The following is a 19,609-nucleotide window of genomic DNA, read 5'->3' as shown; positions in this document are numbered from 1 at the left end:
ACAAGTCAGCTAAGGCCAGCAGATTTGAGTGGTAACAGAACAGGAAACCCGCTTCTCACGGGCACTGATGCTTGGGTACGTCAAATAGAGTTCAAGCTGCCAAGGTCGACGCCGCTCCACCCCATGCGTGCATCGGCGAGGATGGACAGAAGCTCGTCGTGATCCGGGTGATCGGACGAGCAGACATCCTGAGTTTTGAACTCTTGCGGATCGACATGCCCCCAGTTGCGCAATCGCAGGAAGTATACGCCATCCGCCTTCACCTCTTTGGCAAGATCGACGAAGGCAGGCATTTCCCGGAAGTTTGCCGTCTGAACCACAAAATCCAACCGCAGCGTGTCGATATCGCCCCTTGCGTTCAATTCCCCAAGGAACTGCAAATTCTTCTTTAACGTCGCGAAATTCCCACCTCGGCGCAAAACGCTATAGGTTTCAGGTTCTGCTGCATCAATGGAAACCCAGACCGATGAGACGTTCTCCCATAAGCCCAGATCGTTCCAGGCGCGTTCGTTGGCCAAAAGCCCGTTGGTGTGAATCTGTATCCGCCGACCCGGCGCATCGGATTGGGTCAAACGCCCAAGGATATGCCGGAAATGACGGCTGCCAAACGGATCGCCAGACCCGGTGACCTTGATTTTCGTGGCCTTGCTGACCAGAGACAGCAGATGATCCTCAAACACCGCGTTCAGGCATTCGGTTTCTTTGTGCGGCAGGTTGATCAACTGGATACGGCAGCTGGGGCAGGAAATATTGCACGACCGGTCATGGGACAGGATTACCCGGTCCGGGCCTTCCTGCAGTTCCAGTTTCAGCTTCTGTGTCTCATCGGTGCGAGCAGGCAACCTGCGGCCTGCGATCTTTGGACAATGCCATCGGCTGCAATGCGAAAAGTCTCCGTCGCGGACGGACCGCCTGATTTCCCGGGCACGGTCTGAATTCCAGAACCCGCCCTCTCCGTCCGATTCAAGCCGCCCGATCGGGGCGGGCTGCCAGGCCGAGCAACAAAAATGCACCTCACCCGTCGTCCGGGTTTCCATTTCCGAAAAAGGCGCCGGACAGGTGCGGGTCTGCAGCCATCGGTCCATCTCGGCTTCAAGGCTTTTGGACTTTTCGCGCGCGGCATCGATCAGGCGCTGGGCCATCAGGTCATGATGATCACGGCTGACCACTTCCCGCCCCAGCGCCTCGGTCGCCTGCCAGTGTTCGCGTTGGAGCTCGATCCAGGCGACAACCAAAACAGTGAAGATCGCATGCTCGGTCGTGTCCTCGGATACCTGAGCGATCAGATCGTCCAGCACAGCCGGACCGTTTTCCTTCAGAATGACTGTGGCAGTCTCGACCACCAAGTCCTGCGCATGCGCGTTCGGCCCGTCCAACAGCCTGCGCCGTCTGAGATATGTGGTGTTTTGTTCCGTGAGGGAATCGATGAGTGCGACACAAACTGTATCGCTGGTCTCGCTGGTCCATTTGGAGTCGGAATTAGCTGTCTGCATCGCGGGCGCAATTGTGACACAGCCCGGTTGCAAATCAAGCCTGCGCTAAAAACAGGCTGCTTTCAGTGCGCATTGCCGCCCACTTTCCGGGCCAAGGCGCTGAAATTAATTATTTTTTATTCAATGCAAATACCTACGACCGGCCATCGATCCGGGCGCTTCGCGAAACAGAGCGACGCGTCGGCCCCGCCCTGTTTCCCTGCTGGTTACCAGATCAGTCGGGCTTGGCGTCGCTGCGCAGTATGACAGGTGTAATGCTTGTGCCTTCGCCCTGAACATAGGCCAGCTGAATGATCAGCTCGGCCAGAGGCTCAAGATACCGCGCATTCTGGATCGCGCCGCTGTCGACCGGCTCATACCCAATCGCGCTGATCAGTGAACCCACCACCGCCTTTGCATCAGCGTCATCGCCAGCCAAAAAGACCTGAGGCGTTACACCCCCGTAGGTCGGTTCAGTTTGAACCACATCAGCGAAGACAGCGTTGAATGCTTTGACAACCGGGATACCGGGCAGTTTGGCCTGACAGTATTCCCCTGCCGATGTGTCGTGCCCCATCGTCAGCGCCATGTAATCGTCTGTCAGAGGGTTAGTGCAATCCACGACGATCTTGCCATCCAGCGGCCCCAGCATGTCCAGCGTTTCATCCAGCGCCGTGAACGGGACAGCGATGAACACAACATCCGCATCGGCCACGCGGTCGACGGCTGCGCCACCTTCCACGCCGTACTGCGCGGCAGCCTCGGTACCGCGACCTGTTTCGCGCGAGCCGAGAAACACAGAATGATCGGTCGCAGCAAACCGGCGGGCCAGTGCGCACGCAACGTTACCAGTACCAACGATCAGAAGATTTTGGGAATTGGGCACGATTTCTTTCTTTCTCTTGATAATGTTACAGCGGCGAGCATAGTAGAAAGCAAGCTGCGATGATACGGGTTTTAACAACCTTATCCCGGCAGCGCTCCGACTTGGGGCGAAATCTACAGCACTGCGCATGGGCCCAAGCGTTCCAGTTCCGGGCCCGCGGCGGAACACAAACGAGGCAAGTGGTAAGTCGATAGATGGCAATCAACATCGATGACTGGCTTTGCGCGCTGGGGATGGAGCGCTATTCAGACGTGTTTCGCGAAAACGACGTCGACGTCAGTATTCTGCCATCGATCACGGCTGAAGACCTCAAGGATATGGGCATCTCATCGGTGGGCCATCGCCGCCGGATACTGGATGCAATCGCGCAGCTAAGAACCGGGCAACTGCCCAATCAGGACAAACCCGCAGGTGAGGTGCATCGTACCGATGCGGAACGCATCGCTTCGCAAGAGCGGCGTCAGCTTTCGGTTGTTTTCACCGATCTGGTGGGCTCGACCCAACTGTCCGAACAACTTGACGCCGAAGAGCTGTCAGCCCTTTTGAGCGGCTACAAAAGCATTGTCACCGAAGTTGTCGAGAAATTTGGCGGCTTTATCTCTCAGTATCTGGGCGATGGGGTTCTGGCCTATTTCGGCTGGCCTCAGGCGGACGAGCACGATGTTGAGCGCGCCATACGATCTGGCCTTGCGATTACCGAGGCGATGCAATCGCTCAGCAAGCAGCAGGGGCTTGAAGTCAAGTGCCGGGTGGGTATCGCCACTGGGAATGTTGTGGTCGGTGACCTGATCCGAAACACGTATATCGAAGAGGATCAGGCCGTTGGCCGCGCCCCCAATCTGGCTGCACGGATTCAATCGATGGCCGCGCCTGGCACGTTGGTCATCTCGGATGAAACCAAACGGATCGTGGCCAATAAATTCGAGTTCTTTGATCTGGGCGGCCACACCCTCAAGGGGTTCAAAGGTGACATACGGCTATGGCGCGTCGACGGGACGTCGGATGGTCTTTTGGATTTGACCGACGCAGCAAACCAGGCTGACTTGCCGATCGTGAACCGGGTTAACGAGTTCGCACGCCTGAAAAACACCTGGCAGCAGACTCAGCAAGGTCACACCCGTTCTGTGTTGGTGTCGGGTGAACCGGGCATCGGTAAATCGCGCCTTGTGGATGAATTTGTCTCTCAGGTGCAAGGTGCAGGCGGCAAGATATTGCGGTTTCAATGCTCGCCTTTTCACACCAACGACGCGCTCTACCCGGTTCTGACCCATATCTGGACCCGGATATTGGCCGACGAAAGACTGGGCAAGGGTGACAAAACCGTTGCGCTGGCGGAATTCTTTTCATCAACCTCACTGGATCAGAATAAATCAGGGCCTTTGATCGAAGAACTGGTGTCTTTTCGGGAAAATAGCGGGGGTTCAGCCGTCAAACTGGATGCGCTGGGTCGGAAAGAGATCACGTTTCAGGCTTTGATCGAGGTGATGGAATGGTATGTTTCAGACCGCAATGTGCTGATGGTTTTCGAAGACCTGCACTGGATGGATCCGACAACCAAAGAGCTTTTGGGCCGGGTCATTGAAACGTTCAAAACCCAAGGTGCCATGCTGGTATTCACCTGCCGCCCCACATTCGAGGCCGCATGGGAAACCCATGAGCGCCTCGAACGGATTGAGCTGAGCCGTCTCTCCAACACTGAGATCGGTGAGATCGCTTCGCAGATTTATGATGCGCATCCGCTGCAGGAGCGCGTTCTGGAACTGATCGAGGACCGCTCTGACGGCATCCCGATGTTTGCCGAAGAGCTATCGAAATCCTTCATCGAATCCGGCGTATTTGATCACAACGCTGGGACAGTCAAACCGATCGATACGACCTCGGTTCCGACGACGCTGAACGATCTATTGGTGGCCCGTCTGGATCGCCACCCGGAATCGCGCAGGATTTTGCAGACCGCCGCCGCAATTGGCCGGGATTTCTCGCTTGAGGTCCTGTGTGCGGTGATCGAAGAAACCCGCTCAGGCCTGATGGTTCACCTGGAGTCGCTGGTGTCGGCCCAGATCATCGTCCCGAAACCGGATGCGGATGGGATGTATTCGTTTCGCCACGCACTGATGCGTGATGCGGCCTATGAAAACATGCTGCGATCCGTGCGCGTGATGGTGCATGCACGGGTGGCATCCGTACTGAACGCAAATTTCCGCAAGGCCACCCCGTCTCACGTGCTGGGCAATCACTGGGCCTTGTCGGGCAATCACGCGGCCGCGGCGCGTTGTTACAATCAAGCCGCAGATCTGGCCCGGTCGAGATACGCCAATACCGAGGCAAAAGCCTATTACCAGACCGCTTTGACGCATCTGGAAAAGGTGGACCTAAAACAGGTTTCCGACCCAAGCACCCTGCCCAACCGCGTTGATGTGTTAGAGCATCTGGGCACCGTCCTGACCCTTGTGCATGACCTGAACGATGCGGTGGCCTCATTCAGGCGCGCCATAAACAACGCAGGTTCAGACGCACAGCGCATCGCCCGGCTGCACCGGCTGGCTGGCAACGCCTTACAGCAAAACCGCTCGGGTTCGCTGGCGGAACTGACTGCGGCCGAACATGTTCTGGAAGACAACAACTGGCAAACCGATCCGGCCCTGCGGGGTGAGTGGATCGACGTGCAGTTGAACATCCTGAACGTCCACTACTGGAGCGGTGACGGCAAGGCGATGTCGGAACTGGCCGATACTCTGGCCGCGTATGTCGCGCATATGACGGCCGAACAGCGCGCCGAGTATTTCGATCAGCTTGTCCTGCGGGATCTGAGAACCACGCGATACGATCCGGGGCCCGAGACGATCCAAACGGCTGAGAACTATGTTTCAGCCGCGAATGAGACCTCGAATCTGGCGATCATCGCCTCGGCAAAGTTCATTCTGGGGTTCGTGAATCTACACAGCCATCGCTTGCCTCAGGCGGCAGCCGCCATGCAGGATGGTCTGGAGGCCGCGCGCCAGTCCGGCCACCGCAAGATAGAATTGCGGTGCATGACCTATCTTGCCTTTGTCTACCGGCGCATGAATCAGGCCTCGGAATCGCTTGAGCTGTCCCGCAACAGCATCGCCTTGGCGCAGGAGTTGCACATGCATGAATACGTGGCGCTTGCGACCTCGAACCTTGCATGGGAGGCTTGGGCGCGTGGTGCGTTCCTTGAGGCCCGCACCCATGCGCAAACGGCGCTGGAGCAATTTGGGAAAACCGGAATTGCATATCCCTTCGAATGGTCCGCAATCCTGCCATTGATTGCCGCCGCAGATTCCGATGCCGACCTGTGCAAAGTTCCGGCCCTATGCGCCCGCATGCTGGATCAAAGCCAACAGGTTTTGCCGGCTGAATTGCAATCCAGAATCCACACGCTGTGCGAGATGTCCGAAACCGAGGAACCCACACGCATTCGCGACGGCATCGCCGCGCTTTTGACCGCAGCGCGCGATTCCGATTTCCACTGAGCCAATTGAAAGGCCACTACCCCAAGCGGGTTGCAATATGGTTAACGATCACGCAGTCTGTAATCGCTAAGTTATTAATAACTTGCTGCAAACCAATCGATTTAAACCGAACGAACCTAATATCATGACTGGAGGAGAACACGATGTCCGAGAGTAAACTCGAAGGCTTCAAGCACGACCTGATTATTGCAACCGAAGATGGCTCGGTGCTGTGTGTACCTCGTGAAGTCTGGGACAACGACAAATACCGGGTCGACCCGGATCAGTTCGAAAGCCATGATGGCTGGGAAGTCATTCGCAACCTGCTGCGCTGCGGTGTGAATCTTGCAACCGTTCCGCCCTTTGACTACCTGCCGAAATCGACCACCAAGATCGAACCGATGGGCACATGCTATCTGGTCAATATCGATGGCCTGAAACAGAATCATACTTTCATCCGCGAAAGAGACTGACACAACAGACGATGGGGCAGATTGCTGAACCCTGCGAGGACGTGGCTGTTCATGTCGCGTCCTCGAAAGACGTAATAGAACGCATCCTGCCGCATCTGCAAAAGATCGGTGTCACGCGGTTGGCCGATCTGACCGGGCTGGATTGCATCGGAATTCCCGTTTGCGCCGCACATCGCCCCAATGCGCGCTCACTGGCCGTGACGCAAGGCAAAGGGCCGTCTGTCGCAGACGCCAAAGTCTCGGCCCTGATGGAAGCGGTAGAGCTCAGCTGTGCCGAAACGCCATCTCTGCCATTGCGGCTGGCGACAGCCTCGGCCCTGTCTGCCGAAGGTACGCTCATCGACCTTAAAAGCCTGCCTCTGATGGAGAATCAGACAATTCCGACAGAGCGCAGAGCGCTTTGGGCCCAAGGTAAGACCTTGGAAGGGGATCACCCGGTCTGGGTGCCGTATGAGCTTGTTCATATGGACTATAGCTTGCCCCTGCCACCGCGTCTGGGATGTTTCCTGATGTCCTCCACCGGGTTGGCCTCGGGCAGCACTTATAAAGAGGCGGTTGCGCAGGCCATTGCCGAAACGTTGGAGCGAGATGCCATCACCCTGTGGCACCAAACCCCTGACGGGCGCATCGCGCGCCGGGTCGATCCCAACAGCGTGGACGACCCGACCTGTGCCGACCTTCTGGACCGTTTTGCCAGGGCCGGTGTCGCCTGTGCCATCTGGGACGTGACATCCGATCTTGGTATTCCTGCGTTTTTCACAACCATCATCGACCAACAGGATGGGGACCGGCGCGGCCTGCACGCGGCCTCGGGCTCTGGCTGTCATCCAAAGCGCGGCGTCGCCCTGATGCGCGCCCTGACCGAAGCCGCCCAAAGCCGCCTGACGCTGATCTCTGGCGCGCGGGACGACCGGTCCCGATCCTACTATCAATCAATGCGAAAAAGCGGAACGCTGGCCGCGCACCGGTCCGAGATCATCAATGCCGCCCTGCCCCTGCGGTTTCAGGACGTGGCCACTCACGCTGTGCAAACGGTTGATCAAAGTCTGTCCTGCATGCTGAGCGCCCTAAACACCGCTGGTCTGAGTTCGCCGATCGTGATCGACCTGTCCGTGCCAGACCTCCCGGCTTCGGTCGTGCGGGTCATCGTGCCCGGCTTGGAAGGCACGTCAGATGCGCCGGGCTATGCCCCCGGTGCACGCGCACGCGCCCTGCGAGGATGACCATGACCCGCCCCGAGATCATCGTGTTCGCCGGCCCTTCGCTGCCGCAGCCCTGCGAGGCCGAACGCCACCTGCCGGTTCAACGCCTCGGTCCTGCGGCCCAGGGGGACGTGCTGCGCGCGGCAATGCTGCACCCCCGGGCAATCGTACTTATAGACGGCTATTTCGAAGCGTATCCGGCGGTCTATCACAAGGAAATCCTGTGGGCGCTGGACGCGGGAATTCCGGTCTATGGGGCGGCCTCGACCGGGGCTTTGCGGGCGGCGGAACTGCAAGCCTTCGGCATGATCGGCATCGGTGAGATCTTCCAAGCCTTTGCCCATGGCACACTTGACCGGGATGACGAGGTCGCGCTGATCCACGCCCCAAAAGAGGTGGGATACGCCTATCTGTCCCAGCCACTGGTCAACATCAGATGGACTCTGACCGCCGCAGTCGAAGCGCGGGTTCTGCCCCCCGACACGGCAACACAGCTGCTGGATCATGCCGCCCAGACCTTCTATCCGGACCGTACCTACACCGCGCTTTTGTCCCATTGCGCCGAGGTTGACCCCGATGCCCATGACAGGCTGCACGCGTGGCTGCCTGATGGAAAAATCGACCAGAAAAACCGTGATGCACTGGCGTGCCTGTCCCGCGTGGCTGCCGATATGGAAACAGGTCAGGACACTGTGCAGACAGATTTCAAATTCCAGCACTCAGACGCCTTTGAATCTCTGCTGCAAGAAGTTCTGTCGAACGCGGACCCCAACGATCCCGATGTCTTAGAGCGGATGCGCGTCGCAATGCCCGACCGGTTCGAATTGCTCAGGCGCAGCGCGGAAAGCGCGGAATTGGCTCTGGCGCTGGAACGTGTGTCCACCCTGCCCATGTCTGGCGCCGATTTGGCGCGTGAGGTTACAGAATTCCGGCAGGCCCATGGCCTTCATGATCAGGCGGCCCTGATGCAATGGCTGACCTCTCACAATCTGGACATAGATGCCTTGTCCCAGCAATTGGAACAGAATGCCCGTATCGCCCGCGCCCGCCGCAGCGTCGGGGAAAAGCTGGACGACCGCATGCGGAACCTATTGATGTTTGCAGGTGGCACCCAAAACGACGCTTGACCAGAGCGTCGGACGCAACATCTGATGCGGGTGATGGCGAAACGTCTGGCAATAGTATCAAGCGGCTTTCAAAGCCCGCTTAGCAGTGCGTTGGAGTTCGCCCAACGCGCCCGAACGCTGGGATATGAGGTAAGGCTTTTCGCACCTGAATGGGCCACAGAACTTATTGCGCATTGTGGCTTCGCGCATCACGTGATCCCTCCGCCCCATGTGGATGCCTTTTCCCCGCTGCTCAGCCGCGCCGAGATCAAGGCGCTTTCTCCCAAGGCGCGACGGGATGCGTCAATTGAGGCATTGGGGGTCGAGGGGTTTGCGCACGCGGTTACCTCATTTGCCCCAGATGCCATTTTCATCGACGCTGAGCTGCACGCCCATATCATCGTTGCGCTGTCGCTTGATGTACCCGTCGTTCAATACAGCAACATGTTCATATCGCCCCCCGGAACCCGCGCCCCACCTTTGAACAAACGCGCCCATCCCGGGTACGGTTTACCGGGCAGCCGATTTGGGGTTTCCCTGCTATGGGCGCGTTTTTTTCTGTGGAAATTCAGTAAGATTCTGCGCAACAGGATTAAGTTCAAAGGGGCTGACTATGCCACTGTGCATCGGGAATTGGCACGCCGGACCGGTGTGCCGCTGGCACAAAAGCTCCGTCTGATCTGCTGGCAAATGCCATGGACCTATAAGATACCTACCGTACTTCTACTGCCCAAGGCGCTGGACCTGCCGACACAGCTTCCTGATGATTTCACCTACCTGGGGCCGATGATTTTGACGGACCGTCCTGAAAGGGCGCATGATCGGGAAAAGATCCATCGGTTTTGCAGAGCTGGCGATACCCGCAAGCGGATCTTCGTAGGGTTCGGAACGATGATGAAACCCAAAAGCGCCCTCCTCGCCCACCTGTGGACCGTGGCCGGTAAGCACCCCGAATGGCAGTTTCTGTTTGCAGCCGGCAAAAACTGGCAAGATGCGGACGGCGTGGGCTATCCCCCCAACGTTGATATCGTCGAATGGGCCCCGCAGCATCAGGTGCTGCGACATGCCGATCTGGCCATCATGCATGGAGGTATCGGTGGCGTCGTCGAAGCGGTCGAGGCGGCAACGCCCATGCTGCTTTACCCTCATGTGAATGACCAGCACGGCAACGCCGCGCGGGTCGTATATCATGGGATCGGGCGGGAAGGCGCGCGCACAGATACTGCGGACAGGATCGAAGCCGACATTCAGGCGCTTCTGAAAAATCCCGGGGTGCCAAAGACCTGCGCGACCCTGCAGGCCGCCTGCCAAGCTGACACGGAAAACCGGGCCCTGGACCGCTATCTGAGGAGCCTGATCGGCAATGGGTCCGCGACACCGCGCTAGGGGTCTTGCGCCCGCATCAGCGGAATTGGGGTAACGTCTGATACAAGTTATTGTGATCCACGCGGTGTTTTTGTCCGTACCTTTGGTGAAGACGAACAAGAATAGCGCGATAGTGAGCGACAAATACATCCATATCTTTCGCGGCGGCGCACTCGTTTCACGGCCTCTATCAGCCAGACCGAAAACTATGGTCGACCGACGCTACGGCGGCACGCGCAGGGTGCCCGACCGGGCACATCCCGTTTTAAACAAAAAGCAAATTAGACTCCGGAACTTGGGCGTAAACCCAAGGCCAACGGAATTGGGGGACTTCATCTAATGCATCTGTTCAACGCGCCACGCCGCCATTCTCATGTATCCTGCGATCCAACGCCAAGTATGGCACGAGCGTGGCTCCGTTGGCTTGCTCTGTTGGTGTTGGCGAGCCTGCCAACGGTCACACAGGCGCACCGGTTTAATGAAAGCTATGTCTATTTCGACGTCACCGAAGACACGCTGAGCGGTCGGATCGAAGTGACAATGGCAGATCTGGCCCGCGTTCAGGCCGGAACTGCTGAGGTCGACAAACCACTGACCGAACTGCAGGTCCTTGAGGCACAGGACGCGTTCTTCACCTACTTCGAAGATCGCATGCAACTGGCGCTTGATGGTGAGCCGCTGGGCGTCGAATTCGATGACATAACCTTTTTCCCATCCGAGGTTGGAAAGTTTGCTCAGCTTCATTTCGAAGTTCTTGGAACGGACGTGACACCGACCACGATCGACATGTCATATGATGGGTTGTTCTCGGACATCGATCCAACGCACCGGGGGTATGCCCTGATCGCAACCAACACACGAAACGGCATGGATGAGAATGAGGCCTATATCTCTCTGATCTTTTCGCCGGGGGATGGTTTCAAAAGCCTGTACCTGAATGATGAACCCACCAAAGACATTGCCAAAACCTTCTTTGTGCATGGCGTCTGGCATATCTGGCTAGGGTTCGATCACGTTCTGTTTCTGGTGACCCTGTTGCTTGGGGCCGTCATGCGTGTCGAAAACCGCCACTGGGTCCCATCCGAAAGCCTGCGCGCCAGTATGTTTGAAACCGTGAAGATCGTGACGGTCTTTACCATCGCGCACACAATCACGCTGTGTCTGGCTACGTTCGAGGTTATCACCCTGCCCATCACGCTGGTTGAGGCCGTAATCGCGTTCTCGATTGCGGTGGTGGCCATCGGCAACCTTGTGCCGCGGTTTCACACCAGTTCATGGAAAGTGGTTTTCCTGTTCGGGATTTTCCATGGCTTTGGCTTTGCCAATGTGCTGGAACCGCTTGGCCTTGATCCCGCGCGCAAGGCACTTGGGCTGGCCACGTTCAATATCGGGGTCGAGGTGGGCCAGTTGGCCATCGTATTGCTGCTGTTCCCGATCTTCTTCGCCCTGCGCCGCTTGACCGCCTATCGTGTCATCGGCCTGCAATTCGGCTCGGTCGCGCTGATCGCTATCGCAGTTTTCTGGTTTTACGAGCGGACCATCGGCTGGTTTCCACAGTTCGGCGAAACCCTGGCCATGGTCGCACAGTAATGCGCCCGCGCCCGTCACAGCAAAACGTTTCTGACTGAGAGGCAACTCATGTCCCACCGCTTGTCAGACAGCCAACTTCGGTTCTGGAAGGGCCAGCAGCTGCAGCCGGACGTACCACTGTATAATGTGGCATGGCGGTTTGATCTGAAGTTTAAAGTGCAACCGGACCTGTTTCGCCGAGCCTTTCGCGAAACCATTGATGAAAACGAAATCCTCAGGGTTGTTTTTCGCACCGACGGGGAAACGCCGTATCAGACGGTTTTGCCGTATCAGGATGATGTGCTGCAGGTGATCCAACTTGAGCCCTCCGACGATGCGCAAAACGCGCTGGACCAGCACCTGGATCATTGGGTCAGGACACCGTTTGATCTGGAACGCGGGTCGTTGCGCAGCCAGTTGATCGAGCTTTCCGGGGATCACTGGGTTTGGGCCCTGTGCCAACATCACATCACCTGCGATGCCCATTCTGACACCGTGCTGTTTGATCAGGTGTCCCGGCGCTATGCGGCTTTGGAACGCAATGGCTCCGATCCGCTCGAACCATCGCCGCGCTTTTTTGAAAGCCCACCAGTACAAGCAGCGGAGACAGAGACTCCAACCGTCACAGCACCTCTCCCCGTTTCCCCGCCTTATGGAAGCGCGGGCAGCCGACCACCCTCATCCACGCGGATTGCAGTGCCTGTGCCCGCTGAGGTGAACGGGGCGCTCGATGTGGCCTTGGCCCGACCCGAGTTTCGCCTGCTGACGCCTGACCTGTCGCGGCTTGCGCTCTACCTCACCGCCTATCTCGCTTACCTGCACCGGATCACCGGTGATGAGCAGTTGACGATCGGCCTGCCTTTTCACAACCGCCTGTCAGCACGGGATAAACAGACCCTTGGGCCATTTGTAGAAGTGCTGCCCTTTACCATTCCGGTCAGCGCCCAGGACAGTCTTTTGGACCTTCACACCAAGGTCAAAGCGGGTCTTGGCGACTTTCTCAGGCAGGCTAAACCCGGCGCTGTCGCGCGCATAGACAATTCGGGCATCAGTGCGGTATGCAACTACATTCAGGCCGATTTCGGAGCTTTTGCAGGCCGCCCGGTCGCCGTGACATGGCTGCACAGTGGCGCGCATGACGTCACCCACGCACTGCGCCTGCATATTCTGGATTTCGCCAAAACAGGCAGGCCCGAACTGTACTTGGATGTTCATGATACGGTTCTTGACGCTGTCCCTGCGGATTGCCTTCGTCACCATTTTCTGACCGTCCTGAACACAACCCTGCGGGCCCCTGACACACCCGTTGCAGCGATGGATTTGGGCGCACAAGGCAGTGACCGATCGCTAACCTATGGTCCAACAGAGCCGCCAGAGATCCCGCAAACCGTCTTGACATCCTTTGCTGCCCGGGTCGCCGCGTCGCCCGATGCCCTGGCGATTTCCTGCGGTAAAACGCGGATCACTTACAAAGAACTTGATCAGCGCAGTGACCAAATCGCGAGCGGTATCACCGCTCAGAGCATCCCTGGCGCGTCGCCCATCGCGATACACATGCCGCGCTCGGCAGAGGTCGTGATGATCATCCTTGGCATACTGAAGGCCGGGTGCAGCTTTGTTCCCATCGCGGCCAACATGCCCTTTGAGCGTGCCCAAGACATCGTCAGCGGTTCTGGCGCAGCAGCGGTCTTTTTGACACCAGAAGACGACCGGGAATTTGGGTGTCAAAAGCTCGACATCACGCTGGTCGAGGCGGGCCACGCCCCCCGTACCCGCTTGCCCGAAGGGCACGCCACTGCGTACGTACTGTTCACCTCCGGCTCGACTGGCATCCCGAAAGGCGTTGAGGTCAGTCATTCCGGCCTGTCCCGCTATGTTCATTGGGCCGCGCAGACCTTTGGTGACAATCAACCTGCCCGATACGCGCTTTTCTCCTCTCTCTCGTTCGATCTGACCGTGACATCGGTGTTTGCCCCGCTGGTATCCGGCGGGTCGATCCGCGTTTATCCCGAACGCTCTGACCCGGATCTTGCGGTGCTGGATGTCTTTGCCGAAGACGCCGTGGATGTAGTCAAGCTGACCCCCTCTCATCTGGCGCTGACCTGCAAACAAAAGCGTGCTGTCGACCGTATTCAGACCCTGATCCTTGGCGGAGAGAACCTGACCAGCCAATTGTGCAGACAAGCGCGGGAAACCTTGTCGCCGTCCCTGCGGCTGATCAACGAATATGGCCCCACCGAAGCTGTTGTCGGGGCCATGCATCATCTCTTTGACAGCCGGATCGACACCAGCCCTTCGGTTCAGATAGGCGTGCCGGCAGCGGGCGTATCGATCAGTATCCGGGACGCGGGCCTGACCCTTTGCCCCTTGGGGGTTGCCGGCGAAATCATCATTGGTGGGCGGCTGGCCAAGGGATATCTGGCAGCGCCCGAAACAACCGCTGAAAAGTTTCTGGACGACCCGCAAAACCTGCAGGGGCGCATCTATCGCACCGGCGATATCGGGCGGATGAATCGCGACGGCAGTATCGAATATCTCGGCCGCGCGGATCAGCAGGTCAAAATCGGCGGCGTCCGCTTTGAAGTTGCCGAGATGGACCGCGTGCTACGCCAGATACCCGGCGTTGATGCAGTCCATGTGGCGTATGGGCCCTCAGGGGCCAAAGTGGAACAGCGGCAACACTGCAAGAAATGTGGCCTGACAGACGCAGTGCCCGGTGTGACCTTTTCGCAAACAGATCAATGCGACATTTGCCTGGAATTCTATGGCTACAAAGACCGGGCGCAGGCTTATTTTCGCGACGAACCTGCGTTGCAACGGCGGATCGACCACGCCGCGCGAACCAGCACCGGATCTTATGATGCCGTCATGATGCTGAGCGGTGGCAAGGACAGTACCTATGCAGCCTATCGCCTGTCCGACTATACCTCGCGTGTGCTTGCGGTGACACTGGACAATGGCTTTATCTCAGAACAGGCGAAGGCAAACATTCAACGGGTGGTCGCTGATCTGGGGTGGGATCATCGCTATCTCAGAACCGACAAGATGAACCAGATCTTTGTCGACAGCCTGAAATCCCATTCCAATGTCTGTCAGGGCTGTTTCAAGGCGCTTTATACCCTCGCCTTCCGCACCGCCTTGGCCGAGGGGGCAGCGATGGTTGTCACCGGTCTGTCCCGCGGCCAGTTCTTTGAAACCCGCCTGACCCCCGATCTGTTCCGAAACGCGGCGCCCACTTGCGCGCAGTTGGATGAGATGGTCACGAAAGCACGCAAAGCGTACCACGCCGAAGATGATGCCCTGTCCCGACTTTTGCAGACCGACGACCTGAAAGACGGTCGCTTTCTGAACCAGATCGAAGTGCTGGACATATACCGCTATATTGATGTGCCTGTTTCTGAAATCTATGACTATCTCGACCGGCGGACATCCTGGCAAAGGCCCTCGGACACCGGCAGATCGACCAATTGCCTGATCAATGATGCCGGAATCCATGTGCATAAAGCGCGCGAAGGGTATCATAACTACGCCCTGCCCTATTCCTGGGATGTTCGTATGGGGCACAAGACGCCCGAACAAGCCATGGAGGAACTGAATGACTCCATCGACGTCTCCCGGGTTGCGGATATGCTTGAGCGCATTGGCTTTGACGAACCGGTTCAACAGAACAAACTGTCGGTATATGTGGCCGGACGGAACCTGTCTGAGCAGGAAATCTGGCAGCGGTTAGAGGCGCATTTTCCACGTGGCTTGCTGCCTGACGAAGTGGCGCTGCTGGAAGACATGCCTTTGAACGCCAATGGCAAAGTTGATACGTCCAGCCTGCCCAAAGGGCGTGGACGAGGCCCCGGAAAAACCAATCGTGTCGGGCCGGAAACGGATGTAGAGCGTACTCTATCGACCTGCGTCGCGGCGGTTATCGGAACATCTGAATTCGGGGTAACGGACGATTTCTTCGACCTGGGCATCGACAGCCTTGCCGCCATCGAAATCGCCATGAAAGCCAACGAGGTCGGATTGCCCCTGCCCGCAACAGCCTTGTTCGAGCACAGGACAATTCGGTCATTGGCGGTCTATGCCAATGGTCTGGCGTCAGCTGGTATCGAGAACCATAGCGACGATGCCCTGATCCAACTGGATGACGACGATCTGTCCGGCATTTCCGAGGCGCTGGGCTGACGTGGCATATCCCAAGGGCGTTGCAGATATTCTTCCTTTGACCGCCGCGCAGCGTGGTATGCTTTTTCATGTTGAAGGCGACAGGCATATCTGCGGCCAATATGTCGCCGTGATCCGGTGCACATTGCGCGGGCCTTTGGACCCTGACCGCCTGAAATCCGCAATGTGCGATCTGCTTGATGCGCATGACGCGTTACGCGCCGGTTTTGTCTGGAAAGGTGTCAAGCAACCGGTTCAGGTTGTGCAGGAACAGGGCACCATCCCCTGGACCGAGCTTGACTGGACCGAAGAAGAAAACCCTGGAGCCCGCCTAACCGAGCTTTTGAAGGTGGAACAGCTCAGGCAGTTTGATCTGACAAAACCGCCCTTGATGGCGGCGACCCTTATCAGGGGTGCGAAGGATAAATGGCACTTTGTCTGGACAATCCACCACCTGATCAGTGATGGCTGGTCTACCGGAGTTGCCTTTCAGGACCTTTTCAACCGCTACGCCGGGACCGACAGGCCCTTTGCCCCGGCCTCCAGCTTCAAGACTTATCTGACCTGGCTGCACAAACGCGCGCCCCTGACAGATACCGGCTATTGGACCGGCTACCTTGCCGGGCTGGAAGGACCTTGCGTATTGCCGGTTCCCGAGCATCCAGGCGCCCCCGCGTCTCAGGTTTCACATTCTGTGTCTTTGGGCGAGGATTTGATGCACCGCGTCAGGGGCATCTCGACCCGGCTGAAAATCACACCCAACACTCTGCTATCGGCGGCGTGGGCGTTGGTTCTGCGCAGGTATCTAAAGCAGAACGATGTTGTTTTCGGGACAACGACAGCCGGTCGTCCACCCGAGATACCAAATGTGTCGCGATCCATTGGCGCTTATATCAACACGTTGCCGATGCGTCTGAAAATCGATCCATCGCAACCCGTAGAGCAATTCCTGCAGGATCACGCCCGCGCCGAAACCCAGCGGTTGTCGCATGAGTATGCGTCTTTGGCCGAGGTGCAGACCTGTGCGCCCTGCGCCGACCAGGGCCCCCTGTTCGACACGCTCTTTGTCAATGAAGGAGTGATAAGGCGTGAGTATGAGTTCGGCGACATTCACATCTCGGGCCTGAAAACAACACAGTTCAGCAATTACCCCTTGGCCATGCTGGTTTCACCGCATTCCGAATTAGGGGTCGAAGTCTATTCTGATCCCACTCGCATCCCACAGAACGCGGTTCGCAACCTCGTGACAACATACCAGCGCATTTTGTCGAAGATCACGGCTGCGCCGGAAACGCAAATCCGTGATTTGCTGTCGGGCGAATACGCGTCGGTTTCGGTGGCCCCTGCCCCCAAGACCGAAAACATCATCGCACGGTTCCTGAAACAGGCCGAGCGCAGCCCGCAATCCCGGGCCATAAGCGACGGTAAACAATCCCTGACCTATGCCGAACTCAGCCATCGCGCGCGTCAAATCGCCTTTGCGCTGCGCGCAGCAGGTGTTCAACCCGATGACATCGTTCCGGTGGCCTTACCCCGCAGTGTTGATGCGATTGCGGGCTTTTTGGGCGTGATGATGTCCGGCGCTGCATATGTTCCCATGGATCTGGATTACCCTCAGGCCCGGTTGGCCCAAATGCTTGAAACAGCCCGTCCTCGGTTTCTGGTGACAACGCAAAAGGTCACTGAACACCTTCCCAAATCGACAGCGCAGCCCGTGTTCCTCGAGAACCTGTCAGAGGCGCTGAACAACGTCGAAACCGGCCCGCGCGCCTATGTCATGTTCACCTCGGGGTCCGAGAACAAGCCAAAAGGGGTAATGATCTCACATTCTGCGCTGGCGCTTTCGACCGCCGCGCGGGACGCCGTCTATGACGCACGGCCCCAGGCATATCTTCTGCTTTCGTCGCTGGCCTTCGACAGCTCCGTCGCGGGTCTTTACTGGACTCTGTGCACTGGCGGGCATTTGGTCATTGCGCCCAAGCGGGCCGAGCAACAGCCAAAGGAACTGGGCAAGCTGATTGCCCGCCACAGCATAACCCACACGCTGTGCCTGCCGGGGTTGGCCCAAGCGTTGCTGACAACCGTTCCGAAACAGGACCTGCAAAGCCTCAAGGTCTTGATCGCCGCAGGCGAGGCCCTGTCACCCAGCGTAGCACAGGCGTTGCGCCTGACGTGCCCCCAATGCCGACTTGTCAACGAATACGGGCCCACCGAAGGCACCGTGTGGTGCACGGCCTTTGACGCCACCGACCAAACCGACCAAACCGCCATTCCGATTGGAACTGCGATCCCGGGCACTTGGGTGGGGATCGTTGATTTGGACGATGGCCCTGCGCAACCCGGCGAGGTCGGCGAAATCGTCGTTGCGGGCGGGACGGTCGCGGATGGATACCTGCATGACACCAACCAAACCCGCGCACAGTTCTTCGGATTGGGTCCAGATCAAATCCCAGCCTACAGAACGGGCGATCTGGGCGTTGCAGATGCCGAAGGGAGCATCACCTTTCTGGGTCGCAAGGACAAACAGGTCAAAATCCGCGGGCACCGTGTTGAACTGACCGAGATAGAAGAGGCCGCACGTACGGTCGCCCCCACCCTGCGACTCGCCGCGGTGGTGCTGCAACAAAGCGGGCCCAAAAAGATCGTTCTGGCTCTTGAGTGCGAGTCAAACGATCCCCTTTGCACCCATGTTGAGCGACACGTAAAGGCGAGCCTTCCGGAACCTTTTCATCCCAATCAGGTCATCGGCATCGAATGTTTTCCGACCCTGCCGAACGGCAAGCTGGACCAGAGCGCGTTGATCGACCAGATCGCTGAGCAGGACAGCCAAAACACAGGAGAGCCGCCCAAAGGTCCGCTGGAACGGAAGATCGCCGAACTGTTTTCGGCAGCGCTCAAGACACCCTGCGACACGCGGGATGCGCATTTCTTCGATCTGGGCGGGGATAGTCTGACCACGATAACCGCTTATGCAATGGCGCAGGAAACGGGCTTGCACTTTGAACCCACGGACCTGTTTTCGTTCCCGACAGTCGCGGATCTGGCCCGACGCGTCGCCGAACGGCAGGCGGGCATTGTGGTAAAAACACAAGAGGGCACGGTCCAAGTCCTCAATCCGGGCCCGAACAAGACCACTGTGATTATTGCCGACTGCTCTTTCGAATTCAGCCGTTACGTGGCACGCAATCTTGGGTCAGATTACACGATCCTGCATATCCCCAGCTACCTGACAGACGGCATCGCGATTTCATTCGACAAGTCTATTGCGGAACGGGCCGCAGACGCGATCTCTCACATTCCGCAATCCAACATTGCTGGACCGTTTGCTCTCTGCGGGTACTCCGCTGGTTGCCCGCTGGTGATGGAGATTGCAGAACAGGTTGGTCAGAAAAACGTTCTGGGCATGGTTCTGTTGGACCCACCCTTCAAAATGATCGGGGCCGAACCCTCTTTGCAGCCGTTCTATTATCGCACTTACAAGCGCTGGCGGTATTTCTTGAACGGCTGGAAACGCCGCAATCGCGCCCGGCGTGCCTTGCCGGACATTCAGAAATCTCTGTCAGCTGAGCAACCTGCTCAACAGGTCAGGACTAAAGGCGCCGAAATTGCAAATGAAGTAGCAATCAGCAGGTTTCGCGCGCCAGTGTTCAACAAGCCCACCCATGTTTTCCTGACACAGAACAACCCGTCCCTGATACGTGGCGACGTTCTGGATACGCATTTGCCGCACAAACAGCTTTACCCTCTGGACATGCAGCATGATGAGCTGATGCAGCGGTCAGACGTGTTCTCTTTCATCGCGTCAAAGATTGCGCATTTCTGAAACCTTGCGGAGCATGGATCGGGTGACCGCCATCTGTTGGGCGTTGCAAGCAAGGCCAAACTGGCACGGGAGCGGTAATTTC

The 19,609-nt window shown here is 57.8% G+C and carries 10 protein-coding genes; 8 read left to right on the top strand and 2 right to left on the bottom strand.

All coding sequences use genetic code 11. From position 1 onward, the window contains the following. Positions 1 to 80: 80 nt before the first annotated feature. Both ACR0J5_RS03280 and ACR0J5_RS03275 read right to left on the bottom strand, forming a co-directional pair. Positions 81 to 1,493 carry a radical SAM/SPASM domain-containing protein gene (locus tag ACR0J5_RS03280; RefSeq protein ID WP_480650418.1) on the bottom strand — a complete coding sequence of 471 codons (1,413 nt, stop codon included), beginning with the start codon at positions 1,491 to 1,493 and terminating at the stop codon, positions 81 to 83. A 214-nt stretch (positions 1,494 to 1,707) separates the two neighbouring features. Further along, a complete protein-coding gene (locus ACR0J5_RS03275) occupies positions 1,708 to 2,358 on the bottom strand; it encodes an NADPH-dependent F420 reductase (protein WP_480650417.1) in 651 nt (216 codons plus the stop codon). A gap of 194 nt (positions 2,359 to 2,552) precedes the next feature. On the opposite strand from ACR0J5_RS03275, the gene ACR0J5_RS03270 reads away from it, so the two are divergent. The 8 genes from ACR0J5_RS03270 to ACR0J5_RS03235 all read left to right on the top strand — a co-directional run bounded on the left by ACR0J5_RS03270 (position 2,553) and on the right by ACR0J5_RS03235 (position 19,527). Next, on the top strand, positions 2,553 to 5,852 hold the full coding sequence (locus tag ACR0J5_RS03270) for an adenylate/guanylate cyclase domain-containing protein (protein ID WP_480650416.1): 3,300 nt from the start codon (positions 2,553 to 2,555) through the stop codon (positions 5,850 to 5,852). Between the two features lie 143 nt (positions 5,853 to 5,995). Next, the gene (locus ACR0J5_RS03265; protein WP_480650415.1) at positions 5,996 to 6,304 is read left to right on the top strand and encodes a hypothetical protein; all 309 of its coding nucleotides are present in this window, start codon (positions 5,996 to 5,998) and stop codon (positions 6,302 to 6,304) included. 11 nt (positions 6,305 to 6,315) lie between these two features. Next, positions 6,316 to 7,527: a YcaO-like family protein gene (locus ACR0J5_RS03260; protein ID WP_480650414.1), complete on the top strand. Its 1,212-nt coding sequence runs from the start codon at positions 6,316 to 6,318 to the stop codon at positions 7,525 to 7,527. Positions 7,528 to 7,529: 2 nt separating this feature from the next. Then, complete coding sequence (locus tag ACR0J5_RS03255; protein WP_480650413.1) at positions 7,530 to 8,633, top strand: TfuA-like protein; 1,104 nt, start codon at positions 7,530 to 7,532, stop codon at positions 8,631 to 8,633. Between the two features lie 33 nt (positions 8,634 to 8,666). Further along, positions 8,667 to 9,998 (top strand): nucleotide disphospho-sugar-binding domain-containing protein, encoded by a 1,332-nt coding sequence (locus ACR0J5_RS03250; RefSeq protein ID WP_480650412.1) that lies wholly within the window; start codon positions 8,667 to 8,669, stop codon positions 9,996 to 9,998. Between the two features lie 414 nt (positions 9,999 to 10,412). Continuing rightward, complete coding sequence (locus tag ACR0J5_RS03245; protein WP_480650411.1) at positions 10,413 to 11,567, top strand: HupE/UreJ family protein; 1,155 nt, start codon at positions 10,413 to 10,415, stop codon at positions 11,565 to 11,567. Between the two features lie 48 nt (positions 11,568 to 11,615). Then, positions 11,616 to 15,725 (top strand): amino acid adenylation domain-containing protein, encoded by a 4,110-nt coding sequence (locus tag ACR0J5_RS03240; RefSeq protein WP_480650410.1) that lies wholly within the window; start codon positions 11,616 to 11,618, stop codon positions 15,723 to 15,725. Beyond that, on the top strand, positions 15,685 to 19,527 hold the full coding sequence (locus tag ACR0J5_RS03235) for an amino acid adenylation domain-containing protein (protein WP_480650409.1): 3,843 nt from the start codon (positions 15,685 to 15,687) through the stop codon (positions 19,525 to 19,527). The genes ACR0J5_RS03240 and ACR0J5_RS03235 overlap by 41 nt, the downstream gene beginning before the upstream one ends. The last annotated feature ends 82 nt before the right edge of the window (positions 19,528 to 19,609 follow it).

This window comes from Ruegeria sp. BE1 (genome assembly GCF_056538885.1).
The sequence above is the reverse complement of the archived record's forward strand: the minus strand, read 5'-3'. Positions and strand labels throughout refer to the sequence as shown.

What these genes read in the sequence shown, in the direction of transcription:
- ACR0J5_RS03280 (WP_480650418.1), bottom strand. Translation starts at nt 1,493, where the DNA reads ATGCAGACAGCTAATTCCGACTCCAAATGGACCAGCGAGACCAGCGAT.
- ACR0J5_RS03270 (WP_480650416.1), top strand. Translation starts at nt 2,553, where the DNA reads ATGGCAATCAACATCGATGACTGGCTTTGCGCGCTGGGGATGGAGCGC.
- ACR0J5_RS03265 (WP_480650415.1), top strand. Translation starts at nt 5,996, where the DNA reads ATGTCCGAGAGTAAACTCGAAGGCTTCAAGCACGACCTGATTATTGCA.
- ACR0J5_RS03260 (WP_480650414.1), top strand. Translation starts at nt 6,316, where the DNA reads ATGGGGCAGATTGCTGAACCCTGCGAGGACGTGGCTGTTCATGTCGCG.
- ACR0J5_RS03255 (WP_480650413.1), top strand. Translation starts at nt 7,530, where the DNA reads ATGACCCGCCCCGAGATCATCGTGTTCGCCGGCCCTTCGCTGCCGCAG.
- ACR0J5_RS03250 (WP_480650412.1), top strand. Translation starts at nt 8,667, where the DNA reads ATGGCGAAACGTCTGGCAATAGTATCAAGCGGCTTTCAAAGCCCGCTT.
- ACR0J5_RS03240 (WP_480650410.1), top strand. Translation starts at nt 11,616, where the DNA reads ATGTCCCACCGCTTGTCAGACAGCCAACTTCGGTTCTGGAAGGGCCAG.
- ACR0J5_RS03235 (WP_480650409.1), top strand. Translation starts at nt 15,685, where the DNA reads ATGACGACGATCTGTCCGGCATTTCCGAGGCGCTGGGCTGACGTGGCA.